Origin of the sequence: Amycolatopsis sp. SID8362, from assembly GCF_010550475.1 — a bacterium.
Classification (GTDB): domain Bacteria; phylum Actinomycetota; class Actinomycetes; order Mycobacteriales; family Pseudonocardiaceae; genus Amycolatopsis; species Amycolatopsis eburnea.
In genome coordinates, this window is record NZ_JAAGNB010001558.1 from 1 (window position 1) to 12,203 (window position 12,203).

Consider the following 12,203-nt stretch of genomic DNA (forward strand, 5'->3'; position numbering starts at 1 on the left):
GGCGCGGACGCGGCGGCGGGCCGACGACGCCAGTTCGCGGCACGCCGCCGGGGTGCGCCCGGTGATCTCCGCGACCTCCGCGAACGCGTACCCGAACACGTCGTGCAGCACGAGCGCGACCCGTTGCGCCGGGGTCATCGCTTCGAGCGTCACGAGGAAGGCCATGGTGACCGACTCGTCGAGGGTGATCCGGTCGGCGACCGAGTCGGGCTGCTCGGGCACGGGCTCAGGCAGCCACTCGCCGACGTACTGCTCGCGCCGGGCCCGCGCCGAGCCGAGGACGTCCAGGCAGACGCGGCCCGCGACCGTCGTCAGCCACGCGCCCGGGGAGGAGATCGCGGCACGCTGCGCCGGCGTGAGCGCGTACCAGCGGGCGTAGGTCTCCTGCACCGCGTCCTCGGCCTCGGCCAGCGACCCGAGCAGCCGGTAGGCGAGGTTGAGCAGGTGCCGGCGTTCGCCGACGACCGGTTCCGGTGGTGTCGTCATGGTCCCTCCGACGACACAGCCTTCCCGAACGTCAGGCCTGACATCCCGCCGGGCTGCTTCGTCGTACTCCTCGAAGCCGCAAACGAACAGGGGAGAAACGATGATCGAGATCGGAATCGTGCTGGGCAGCACCCGCAACGGCCGCGTGGGCGACCAGGTGGCCCGGTGGGTCCACGAGCGGGCGAGCCAGCGCACCGACGCCCGGTTCACGCTGATCGACCTGCGTGGCCACCCGCTGCCCCACCTGACGGAGCCACCCAGCTTTTCGGGGCAGTACCCGGACGAACGCACGCGGGCCTGGGCCGCGACCGTCGCCGCGTGCGACGGGTTCGTGTTCGTCACGCCGGAGTACAACCACTCCGTGCCCGGCGTGCTCAAGAACGCCATGGACCACGTGCACCTCGAGTGGAACACCAAGGCCGCCGGGTTCGTCTCCTACGGCGGCGTCGGCGGGGCGCGGTCGGTCGAGCAGCTGCGGCTGGTCTGCGGTGCCCTGCAGCTGGCGGACGTCGCCCCGCAGGTCACGCTGCCGCTGGCGACCGAGTTCGAAGACCGCGTCACCTTCGCGCCCGGCGAGTACCAGCTCCCCGCGCTGGACATGATGCTCGACCACGTCGTCGCCTGGAGCACCGCGCTCGCGCCGCTGCGGCACGGGGACGCGGAAGCCGCGATCCGCGCCCGGATGGCCACGATCGTCGACGGGCTCCGGAACAAGGACCTCGAGGCGCTGCGGCTGAGCTACGCCCCGGACGTCGTGTCCTTCGACGTCGAACCGCCGCTGCAGCACGTCGGCGTGGACGCGAAGCTGAAGAACTGGGCGAAGGTGTTCACCATCTTCGAAACGGTGGACTACGAGCTGCGCGACCTGACCATCACCGTGAGCGGCGACCTCGCGGTCGGGCACGGCTTCGGCCGGGTCAGCGGGACCATGAAGAACGGCGTCGTGACCGACGGCATGTGGGTCCGGGGCACGTTCGTCTTCCGGAACACCGCCGACGGCTGGGTGATCGTGCACGACCAGGCGTCCGTGCCGTTCGACATCGCGACCGGGCAGGGGTGCAGCGACCTGGAACCCTGACGGCTCAACCCAGCCGCGCGCGGTGGGCCGTCACGGCGGCCCGCCGCGGATCGGCCGCGGGGAGCGTCCTCAGCAGCGCGTCGAGCACCGCGAAGTCGTCCACTCCGGACGCCGTTTCCCAGAACGACCACAGCACGCCGGGGTCGCCGCTGTTCAGCGCCACCTGGCGGACCTGCGCGGTGAGCGTCTCCCGCTCCTCGCGGATGGCCGGAGCCTCCGAGTCCGGCAGCAGCGGACCGCGGAAGGCGCGCAGGACGTCGGCGGGCGTGCCGGTGCGCAACGCCGTGCGGGCGCGGGTGAAGTCCGCGTCGACGTCCGCCGCCAGCCGGTACGGCCGCGTCTGCACCACCGCCGCGCCGAGCTGGGAGCGCAGGCGGTGGATTTCCGCGCGGACGGTCACCGGGTTGCCCGACTCGCCGTAGAGCTGCAGCGCCAGCCGTTCCGCCGAGAGGCCGTTCGGGTGCAGGCTCAGCAGGGTCAGGATTTCCGCGTGCCGCAACGTGAGCGGGACCTCGCGACCGTCCACAGTGGTCGAGAACGCGCCGTCCGCGAGATACTCCAGCGACAGCCGCGGCCGCGGGCCACTGGCCCCGGGCGAGGACAGCCGCAGCAGGTAGCCCTCGGCCAGCGGTTCGACCGTGGCGATGCGGCCGTCGGGCAGGTTCACCGTGCCGCCGCCGCGCCGGACGTCCACTGTGGACGGGAGCAGGCACGCCTGCGCGGCGAGCACCCGGCCGCCCGCCGAAAGCAGCGCGCCGGGCCGGCCGCGCAACGCCTCCAGGTGCGGCATGTTCGCCCGCCGCAGCTGCTCGTCGCGGACCGCGAGCTGGGCCCGCAGCTGCCCTTCCGCGAGCTGCGCGGTCGCCGTGACCAGCGAAAGCATCGCCGGGTGCACGGTGCGCAACGGCCCGCTGACGTCGATCGAGCCGAGCAGCACGCCGGTCTCGGGGTCGCGCACCGGCGCCGCCGCGCACGTCCACGCGTGGTAGCGGCGGACCAGGTGCTCGGCCGAGTAGATCTGCACCGGGTCGCCGGTCGCCAGCGCGGTGCCCATGGCGTTCGTGCCGATCGCGGCTTCGCTCCACCGGGTGCCTTCGGTGAGGCCGACGCGGTCGCCGCGCAGCAGCTGGCCCGCGGCGCCCTCGCGCCACAGGATCAGGCCGTCCGCGTCGGTCACGATCATCACGTGCTCGGCGTCGTCGGCGATGCTCACCAGCATCTGCCGCAGCACCGGCAGCACGGGCGCCAACGGGTGGGCTTCGCGGAGCGCGGCGAGGTCGCCGGTGTCGTAGACGAACGGCGCTTCGCCCTGGTCGGGGTCGACCCGGGCGGCGAGCGAGCGGTTCCAGGAGTCGGAGACGACGGACCGTGGCGGCCGGGGCCCGGGCACGCCCTGGAGCACCGCTTCGCGGACGTGCTCCAGTAGCCGCGCGTAGGACTCGGGGTCGCGCAGCAGCTCCGGTTCGGGCGCCTCTGCCACGTCCACCAGCGTAGAGACCCAGCTCACAGCGTTGCAACGCGCGTGCAACGTTGCCGCACCTACCTTCGGCGGCCATCAGGTCAACCGTCACTCCGAGCAACGAGGCAGGGAAGATGGTCCAGTACGCCGCACCGAACACCGAAGGCAGCGTCGTCAGCTACGAAGCGCGCTACGACCACTACATCGGCGGCGAGTACGTCCCCCCGGCCGGCGGCCAGTACTTCGAGAACCCGACCCCGGTCACCGGCAAGACCTTCTGCGAGATCGCCCGCGGCAACGCCGAGGACGTCGAGAAGGCGCTCGACGCCGCCCACGGCGCCGCGCCGGCGTGGGGCCGGACCTCGCCCGAGGAACGCGCCAACATCCTGCTCAAGATCGCCGACCGGATGGAGCAGAACCTCGAAGCGATCGCCGTCGCCGAGGCCTGGGAGAACGGCAAGGCCGTCCGCGAGACCCTCGCCGCCGACATCCCGCTGGCCATCGACCACTTCCGCTACTTCGCCGGCGCCCTGCGCGCCCAGGAGGGCGGCATCTCGCAGGTCGACGAGAACACCGTCGCCTACCACTTCCACGAGCCGCTCGGCGTGGTCGCGCAGATCATCCCGTGGAACTTCCCGATCCTGATGGCGGTCTGGAAGCTCGCCCCGGCGCTGGCCGCGGGCAACGCGATCGTCCTCAAGCCGGCCGAGCAGACCCCGGCGTCGATCCACCTGCTGTTCTCGATCATCGGCGACCTGATCCCGCCGGGCGTGGTCAACATCGTCAACGGCTTCGGCGTCGAGGCGGGCAAGCCGCTGGCCTCCAGCAACCGCGTCCGGAAGGTCGCCTTCACCGGCGAGACGACGACCGGGCGGCTGATCCTGCAGTACGCCAGCGAGAACATCATCCCGGTGACCGTCGAGCTGGGCGGCAAGAGCCCGAACATCTTCTTCGACGACGTCGCGGCGCGCAACGACGACTTCTACAACAAGGCGCAGGAGGGCTTCGCGCTCTTCGCGCTGAACCAGGGCGAGGTCTGCACCTGCCCGTCGCGGGCGCTGATCCAGTCGGGCATCTACGACCGGTTCCTCGGCGACGGCGTCGAGCGCGTCCGCAAGATCAAGCAGGGCCACCCGCTCGACACCGAGACGATGATCGGCGCGCAGGCGTCCAACGACCAGCTCGAGAAGATCCTGTCCTACATCGACATCGGCAAGCAGGAAGGCGCCGAGATCCTCACCGGCGGCGTGCGGTCCGACCTCGGTGGCGAGCTGGCCGGCGGCTACTACGTCGAGCCGACCGTGTTCGCCGGCGACAACAAGATGCGGATCTTCCAGGAGGAGATCTTCGGCCCGGTGGTGTCCGTGGCGAAGTTCGACGACTACGACGACGCCATCAAGATCGCCAACGACACGCTGTACGGCCTCGGCGCCGGCGTCTGGTCGCGCGACGGCAACACCGCCTACCGTGCCGGCCGCGACATCCAGGCGGGCCGCGTGTGGGTGAACAACTACCACGCCTACCCGGCGCACGCGGCGTTCGGCGGCTACAAGGCGTCCGGCATCGGCCGCGAGAACCACAAGATGATGCTCGACCACTACCAGCAGACGAAGAACATGCTCGTCTCCTACTCCGACCAGGCGCTCGGATTCTTCTGATGACGCACCGAGTAGACCTGACACCGGCCGCCGCGGCGCTGCTGCGGCGGTTGGTGTCGCTCCACGGGCCGGTGATGTTCCACCAGTCCGGCGGGTGCTGCGACGGCAGCGCCCCGATGTGCTACCCGGCCGGGGAGTTCCGCACCGGCGCGTCCGACGTGCTCCTCGGCGACCTGGAGGTCGAGGGCATCGAGGACGTGCCGGTGTGGATGTCGGGGCCGCAGTTCGAGTACTGGAAGCACACGCACCTGACGATCGACGTCGTGCCCGGGCGCGGGAGCGGGTTTTCCTTGGAGGCGCCCGAAGGCGTGCGTTTCCTGATCCGCTCGCGGCTGCTCACCGACGAGGAATCGGCGGCGCTGAACTGAGCGCCGCGAACAATGCCGTGGCGAGCACCAGTCCCTCCCGGGCGACCGGGGCGAGCAGGTGCTCGTCCGGCGCGTGCTGCAGGCAGCCCGGGTAGGAGTGCGGCAGCCAGAGCGTCGCCAGCCCGAGGACGTCGGTGAAGACGTGGTTGGGCAGGCCGCCGCCGAAGTTCGGCAGCAGGGCGACGGGCTTGTCCGTGACTTTGCCCAGCGCTTCGCGGGCCCAGGTCACCCACGGGTCGCCGACCGGGGTCCGGCTGGCGAGGAAGGTGGCGTCGGCCTGGACGTCGACCATCGGGAACCCTTGCGCGGCAAGGTGCTTCCGGATGGCGGGCGCGACGCCGTCGACGTCGGTGCCGGCGACGTACCGCAGCTGGAGGACCGCTCGCGCCCGGCCGGGGATCGCGTTCACCGGGCGGGCGGGGTCACCCGCGCCGAGCGCGAGCACCTCCAGGGTGTTCCAGCCGTAGAGCCGCTCGGCGGGCGTCAGGTTTTGATCGCCCCAGCCTTCGTCCGCGTCGACGACCACGTCGGCCAGCGCGGCGCGCACGCTGTCCGGCAGTTCGGGCGGCAGCAGTTCCGGGACCTGGACGCGGCCGTGGCCGTCGACCAGGCTCGCGATCGCGGCGGCGAGCGTCGTCGCCGGGTTGCGCAGGATTCCGCCCCAGTTGCCGGAGTGGGCGGCGTCCGGGCGCAGGTCGGCGTCGAGGGTGATGCGGATGCCGCCGCGGGCGCCGAGGAACAAGGTCGGGGTCGCCGCGTCGAGGCGCGGGCCGTCGGAGGCGATGAGGACGTCGGCGCTGAGCAAGTCCTTCTCCTGGGCCGCGAACTCCGTGAGGCCGGTGGAGCCGATCTCTTCGCCGGTCTCGAAGAGGAACTTCAGGTTGAAGCCCAGTTTGCCGCGTTCGGCCAGCACCAGGCGCAACGCCGTGAGGTTGATCAGGTGCTGGCCCTTGTTGTCGGCGGTGCCGCGGCCGTACCAGCGGTCGCCGTCCGCGGTGAGCGTCCACGGGTCGAGCCCGTCGCGCCACTGCCCCGCTTCCCCGACGACGTCGGCGTGGCCGTAGCAGAGCAGCGTCGGCAGGTCTTCTCCCTCCGTGCGGACCCCGACGAGGAACGGGCCGCCCGCCGGGTCCGGGTTGGCGTGCTGCGTGACTTCGCAGCCGAGACCGGTCAGCGCCGGGGTCAGGACTTCGTCGAGGTAGGCCTGGACGGCGGCGCGGCCTTCGAGGGCGTCGCTGACCGTGGGGTAGGCGACCAGCCGGGCCAGTTCGGTGAAGAGGGCGCCGGAGTCGACGTGGGCGCGGGCCTTGCCGAGCAGATCCATGCCGCCACTGTAAAGGCGGAAAACTATACGAACGGTCGTGCTATCTTCGGGACATGAACGTCGACGGCGTGTACGTGGGGGAACCGAGCGTCCTGGGGTACCGGCGGGAGCGCCCGGTGCTGAGCGCGATCACGAAGGCGCGGGTCACGGCGCCGGAGCTGGCCTTGACCGAGCTGAACCTCGACGGCGACCGGCAGGCCGACCTGACCGTGCACGGCGGGGTCGACAAGGCGGTTTACGTCTACCCGGCCGAGCACTACCCGGCCTGGCGCGAGGACGGCTTCGACGCCGACGTGGCCGACTTCGGGGAGAACGTCTCGCTGTCCGGCGTCACCGAGGACGACGTCCGGATCGGGGACGTCTGGGCCTGGGGCGACGCGCTCGTGCAGGTGTCGCAGCCGCGGCAGCCGTGCTTCAAGCTGGCCATGAAGACCGGCCGCAAGGACGTCACGCCGCTGATGATCGACTCCGGGCGCTGCGGCTGGTACCTGCGCGTGCTGCGGCCCGGCACGGTGCCGACGTCGGGCGCGATCGAGCTGGTGGAGCGCGCGGACGGGCCGACGATCGCCGAGGTGTACGTCATTTCGTTCGCCAACTACGGGCAGCTGCCGGAGGACAAGGTCGAGGCGGCGCTGGACCTCGCCGACCGCGTGCTGGCGGCGCCGGCGCTTTCGGAGTCCTACCGCGGCGGCGTCCAGTCCACTGTGGACCGCTGGCGGGCGCGGCGTGCCGGGTGACGGCAGGCTCGCCCGCGGCGACGCGACCCGGCGCCTGGTGCTGCGCCGGGCGGTGGACGTCGCGTCGGTCGACGGCCTGGAGGGCCTCTCCCTCGGCAGGCTGGCCACCGAACTGGAGCTGAGCAAGAGCGGCGTGTTCGCGCTGTTCGGCTCGAAGGAGGAACTGCAGCTCGCGACGATCGACGCGGCCTTCTCGATCTTCGAGGCGCACGTCGTGGCGCCTTCTCGCGACGTCGCGCCGGGGTTGCCGCGGCTGCGCGCGATCTGCGAAAACTGGCTGGAGTACTCGGAACGGCGGGTGTTCCCGGGCGGGTGCTTCTTCTTCAACGTCGGCGCGGAGTTCGACGCGCGGCCCGGCCGGGTCCACGACGCGGTGGCTTCGGCGAGCGGCTCGTTCGCCGCGTTCATCCGCGAGACGGCCGTCGAAGCGGTCGCCTTGGGTCACGTGGACGCGGACCCGGAGGTCCTGGCGTTCGAGCTGCACGCGCTGGGCCGCGCGGCCAACGCGGACGCGGTTCTGAACGGCGGGACCCGGGCATACGCCTTGGCCAGGCGAGCGATTCACGCTCGCCTGGCCGGTGCGTAGCTACTTCCAGTCGACCTGCGGGCTCCGGTAGAAGTTGATGCCCTGGGCGACCCAGCGCGGGGACTGCTTCGCCAGCCGTGCCCGGTAGGCGTTCCAGTTGTGAGTGGCGCGAGGGGACCAGCCGATCTCCGCGATGCCCGGCAGCCGCGGGAACGCCATGTACTCGATGTCGGCGCTGGTCCGGATCGTCTCGGTCCACAGCGGCGCCTCGACGCCCGCGACCTGCTTCTCACCGACGCCGGTCACCAGCGACGCGGGATCCCAGTTGTAGCCGTCGCGCACCTCGATCAGCGCGGCCCAGTCCTGGCCGAGCGGCGTCGACGCGTTGTACTTCATGTCCAGGTACGCGAAGTTCGCCGGCGACATCAGGATCTTGCTGCCCCGCGCCGCCGCGGCCGCGACGTCGGGTGAGGAGCCGCCGAAGTCCCAGTACTGCGGGACGGCCGACGCGGGCGGGTTCGACTTCGCGATCTCGTGCCAGCCGGTGACCTTCTTGCCGTACTTGGCGACGATCGGCTGGACCTTCCGCTCGAACGCGAGGTAGTCCGCGGGCGGCGTCGAGTGCGCCTCGTCGCCGCCGATGTGCAGGTACGGGCCGGGTGTGATGGCCGCCAGCTCGCGGACGACGTCCTCGACGAACTTGTACGTGATCGGCGAGGAGATGCACAGCGAGCTGTAGCCGACCTCGGTGTCCGTGCGGACCGGGACGGCCTTGCCGTCGCAGTTCAGCTCCGCGTACGTCGACTGGGCCGCGTTCGTGTGGCCCGGCATGTCGATCTCCGGGATCACCGTGATGTGCCGCGAAGCCGCATACGCGACGATGTCCTGGTACTGCGCCTGGGTGTAGTAACCGCCCGGGTCGCCGTCGACCGCGGTCTTGCCGCCGACGGTCGCCAGCTTCGGCCAGCTCTTGATCTCGATGCGCCAGCCCTGGTCGTCCGCGAGGTGCAGGTGCAGGGTGTTGACCTTGTACTGAGCGATCTGGTCGACATACCGTTTGACCTGGTCCGGCTTGAAGAAGTGCCGGGCGACGTCGAGCATCGCGCCGCGCTCGGCGAAGCGCGGGTAGTCGAGGATCGTGCCGCCGGCGACGGTCCACGTCCGGTGCTGGACGCGCTTCGCGTCGATGGCCGAGGGCAGCAGCTGCCGCAGCGACTGGACGCCTTCGAAGAGCCCGTCGGCGGTGTTGGCCTTCAGGGTGACGCCGTCGCGCGACACCTTCAGCTCGTAACCCTCGGTGCCGATCCGCGTGTCGTGGCCCAGCTTCAGCGAAATCGCGGGCAGGCCGGCGGCGGGCGGCACGACCGGCAGCGGGTAGCCGGTGGCCGGGCGGAGCAGGCCGCGCAGGTAGTCCGCGACCTGGTGGGCGTCGCGGTCGGCCGCGATCACCGTGGACGGCGTCAGCTTGAAGCCGCCCCGCGGGTCGGCCTTCGCCGAGACCGGCGCCGGGACGACGTCGGTCACGCTGCGTTCCGGGGCGGCCGGTGCCGCCACCGCGGCAGCGGGCACGCCGACGGCCGTGAGACTCACGATCGCCGCGGTCGAGACGGCTCTGGACAAGCGCATCAGGGCACCTCCGGTCGGGGACTCCTCCCAAAGGTACAGACCAGCCGGAGCATTTGGAACAGTTCTTAACGAAGGGCCGCGCGGATCGCTTCCAGCACGCCCGGGTCCTCGATCGTCGAGGGCACGGCCTCGTCGCGGCCGTCGGCGATCGCGCGCATGGTCTTGCGCAGGATCTTGCCCGACCGCGTCTTCGGCAGCGCGTCCACAATGGACACGTCGCGGAACGCGGCGACCGGCCCGATGTCCCGGCGGACCATGGCGACCAGCTCGTCCCGCAGCTGCTCCGCGTCGATGTCCGCGCCCGCCTTCAGCACCACGAACCCGCGCGGCAGCTGGCCCTTGAGCTGGTCGGCGACGCCGATCACGGCGCACTCCGCGACAGCCGGGTGCGAGGCGAGCACCGCCTCCATCGACCCGGTCGACAGCCGGTGCCCGGCGACGTTGATGACGTCGTCGGTGCGGCCCATGACGAACAGGTAGCCGTCCTCGTCGACGTAGCCGGAGTCGCCGGTCAGGTAGTAGCCGTCGTAGCGGGACAGGTAGGCCTCGCGGTAGCGCTCGTCGTCGCCCCACAGCGTCGGCAGCGAGCCCGGCGGCAGCGGCAGCCGCACCGTGATGGCGCCTTCGCGGCCGGGCGGCAGCTCCTCGCCCGCCTGGTCGAGGATCCGGACGTCCCAGCCGGGGACCGGCTTGGTCGCGGACCCGGCCTTGACGTCCATCGGCTCCAGGCCGCGCGGGTTCGCGGCGATCGGCCAGCCGGTCTCGGTCTGCCACCAGTGGTCGATCACCGGGACGCCGAGCTTTTCGTGCGCCCAGTGCAGGGTCTCCGGGTCGAGCCGCTCGCCGGCCATGAACAGCGTCTTGAACGCCTTCAGGTCGTACTTCTCCAGCTCGCGGGCGTCCGGGTCGACCTTCTTGACGGCCCGCAGCGCGGTCGGCGCGGTGAACAGTGCCTCGACGCCGTGCTCGGCGATGACCCGCCAGAACGCGCCCGCGTCCGGCGTGCCGACGGGCTTGCCCTCGTACATGACCGTCGTCGCTCCGACCAGCAGCGGCGCGTAGACGATGTAGGAGTGCCCGACGACCCAGCCGACGTCGGAGGCCGTCCACCAGACGTCGCCGGCGTGGATGTCGTAGACCGCGTCCATCGAGTACGCGAGCGCGACCGCGTGGCCGCCGGTGTCGCGCACGACGCCCTTCGGCTTCCCGGTCGTGCCGGACGTGTACAGGATGTACAGCGGGTCGGTGGCCGCGACCGGCACCGGATCGGCCGGGTCGGCGCTCGCGGCCAGCTCGCGCCAGTCCCGCTCGCGCCCGCTCAGCGTCGCCGGCGCCTGCTCGCGCTGTAGCACGACGACGTGGTCCGGCTGGTGCTCGGTCTGCTCGAGCGCGGCCCGGATGATCGGCTGGTACTCGACCACCCGCGTCGGCTCGATGCCGCACGACGCCGCCAGGATCACCTTCGGCTTCGCGTCTTCGATCCGCGCGGCCAGCTCCTTCGGCGCGAAGCCGCCGAAGACCACCGAGTGCACCGCGCCGATCCGCGCGCAGGCCAGCATCGCGATCGCCGCTTCCGGCACCATCGGCAGGTAGACGATCACGCGGTCACCCTTCGTGACCCCGAGCGAGCGCAGCGCGCCGGCGAAGCGCGCGACCGTGTCCCGCAGTTCCTCGTAGGTGTAGGTGCGTTGCCGTCCGGTCACGGGAGAGTCCCAGATCAGCGCGGCCTGGTCCGCGCGCCCGGCCTCGACGTGCCGGTCCAGCGCGTTGTACGAGGTGTTCAGCTCGGCGTCCGGGAACCACCGGAAGAAGGGCGGGTTCGAGGCGTCCAGCGCCCGCTCCGGCGCCTTCGTCCAGCTGATCGCACCGGCCGCGGCCAGCCAGAACGCCTCCGGCTCCCGCAGGCTGCGCCGGTAGGCCTCGGAGTACGCACCCATGCCCGCTCCCTCGCGTCGAACGTCTCGCCGCCCCCATCATGGCGCGGGATCGGCGGGCTCGCCGGATTCCGGGCAGGCTGAAGACCCGGCAACCTCACGGCGGCCGGCTGCGTCCTAAGCTGGACCGCAGGGAAATGCCGCGAGATGGCACGAAGTGAACACGGACAGTGAGGGGATCCGGCGGTGAACGGACTCGCGAGCGCGTTGCTCTCGCTAGCCCATTCCTTGTTCGGCCCGGGCTTCTGCCCCGGCGACTGGGTCTGGGCCACGAGTGCGGCGGGCGCGCTCGTCGCGCTGCTCCCGCCGATCGGCGCGCTGGCGATATCGATCATCCGCAAGGGCACCGGCAACCGCTACGACGCCACGACGCTGTCGGTGTTCGGGGCGATCGGCCTGGTCACCGCGCTGATCCTGCCGTGGCTGCTGTCGAACGGCGTCTCGGGTGTCTTCCGCGCCGCGCGGGCGGGCGGGAAGTCCGGGCTGACCGCCGCCGAGGCCTCGACCCTGACGAGCGGCTCCTGCTGGGTGGACACGCAGAAGGAGTACCTGGGCGGCGGCCCGAACGTCTACGAGGTGCTGTTCTACAAGAACAACGCCGCGCTGCCGACGTTCGTCTACGTGGCCGCGTTCATCCTGCTGCCGGCCGGCTCGCTGCTGTTCGTCATCCTGCAGGGCCGCACCGCCTTCCGCCGCGGCCCGAAGTGGCCGTCCCGGTTCATCTGGATCCCGTTCGCCGCGATGCTCGCGTTCAGCGTCGGCATGGAGGCCAACACCGCGCTGCACTTCTGGCTCGGCTTCCTGCCGTTCAGCGTGCTGGGCCTGATCCCGGTCGCGATGGTCGGGCCACCACCGTGGTCGGTGATCAACCGCTCGGACGCGCCGCCGCGCCGTGAACCCGAGCCGTACCGGCCGCCACCGCCGTCGGCGTCCCAGATGCAGCCCCGGCCGACCCCGCCCCCGCCGCCGCCGGTCAACAAGCCGTACCCGAAGACGGCGCTGGCGTC

General features: G+C 71.5%; 10 protein-coding genes and 1 pseudogene. 6 read left to right on the plus strand and 5 right to left on the minus strand.

The genetic code is table 11. From position 1 onward, the window contains the following. Positions 1 to 486, minus strand: a 486-nt coding sequence (locus G3I65_RS48200) for a sigma factor (RefSeq protein WP_275940195.1), incomplete at its 3' end; no start/stop codon positions are given. Positions 487 to 586: 100 nt separating this feature from the next. On the opposite strand from G3I65_RS48200, the gene G3I65_RS48205 reads away from it, so the two are divergent. After that, positions 587 to 1,564, plus strand: coding sequence for an NAD(P)H-dependent oxidoreductase (locus tag G3I65_RS48205; protein WP_160702204.1), 978 nt, complete (start codon positions 587 to 589; stop codon positions 1,562 to 1,564). Between the two features lie 4 nt (positions 1,565 to 1,568). Here the strand turns inward: G3I65_RS48205 and G3I65_RS48210 are convergent, their stop codons facing one another. After that, entirely contained in the window at positions 1,569 to 3,044 is a 1,476-nt protein-coding gene (locus tag G3I65_RS48210) for a GAF domain-containing protein (RefSeq protein WP_375336783.1), read from the minus strand. Positions 3,045 to 3,157: 113 nt separating this feature from the next. Here G3I65_RS48210 and G3I65_RS48215 point away from each other — a divergent pair, with 113 nt between their 5' ends. Further along, a complete protein-coding gene (locus G3I65_RS48215) occupies positions 3,158 to 4,681 on the plus strand; it encodes an aldehyde dehydrogenase family protein (protein ID WP_160702208.1) in 1,524 nt (507 codons plus the stop codon). Further along, entirely contained in the window at positions 4,681 to 5,049 is a 369-nt protein-coding gene (locus G3I65_RS48220) for a DUF779 domain-containing protein (RefSeq protein ID WP_160702210.1), read from the plus strand. The genes G3I65_RS48215 and G3I65_RS48220 overlap by 1 nt, the downstream gene beginning before the upstream one ends. On the opposite strand, the gene G3I65_RS48225 is transcribed toward G3I65_RS48220, so the two are convergent. Then, positions 5,018 to 6,373, minus strand: coding sequence for a M20 family metallopeptidase (locus G3I65_RS48225; protein ID WP_160702212.1), 1,356 nt, complete (start codon positions 6,371 to 6,373; stop codon positions 5,018 to 5,020). The two genes, G3I65_RS48220 and G3I65_RS48225, sit on opposite strands and share 32 nt — an antisense overlap. 53 nt (positions 6,374 to 6,426) lie before the next feature. Between G3I65_RS48225 and G3I65_RS48230 the strand changes: the two genes are divergently transcribed. Together G3I65_RS48230 and G3I65_RS48235 are read left to right on the plus strand one after the other, a co-directional pair. After that, complete coding sequence (locus tag G3I65_RS48230; RefSeq protein WP_160702214.1) at positions 6,427 to 7,110, plus strand: MOSC domain-containing protein; 684 nt, start codon at positions 6,427 to 6,429, stop codon at positions 7,108 to 7,110. After that, a complete protein-coding gene (locus G3I65_RS48235; RefSeq protein ID WP_160702216.1) occupies positions 7,100 to 7,696 on the plus strand; it encodes a TetR/AcrR family transcriptional regulator in 597 nt (198 codons plus the stop codon). The genes G3I65_RS48230 and G3I65_RS48235 overlap by 11 nt, the downstream gene beginning before the upstream one ends. On the opposite strand, the gene G3I65_RS48240 is transcribed toward G3I65_RS48235, so the two are convergent. Both G3I65_RS48240 and G3I65_RS48245 read right to left on the minus strand, forming a co-directional pair. Further along, positions 7,697 to 9,262, minus strand: a complete 1,566-nt coding sequence (locus G3I65_RS48240; protein ID WP_160702218.1) for a beta-N-acetylhexosaminidase — start codon at positions 9,260 to 9,262, stop codon at positions 7,697 to 7,699. A 65-nt stretch (positions 9,263 to 9,327) separates the two neighbouring features. Beyond that, on the minus strand, positions 9,328 to 11,199 hold the full coding sequence (locus tag G3I65_RS48245; protein WP_160702220.1) for a propionyl-CoA synthetase: 1,872 nt from the start codon (positions 11,197 to 11,199) through the stop codon (positions 9,328 to 9,330). Positions 11,200 to 11,382: 183 nt separating this feature from the next. Between G3I65_RS48245 and G3I65_RS48250 the strand changes: the two are divergent. After that, a pseudogene (locus tag G3I65_RS48250) lies at positions 11,383 to 12,203 on the plus strand (serine/threonine protein kinase); the annotation flags it as partial.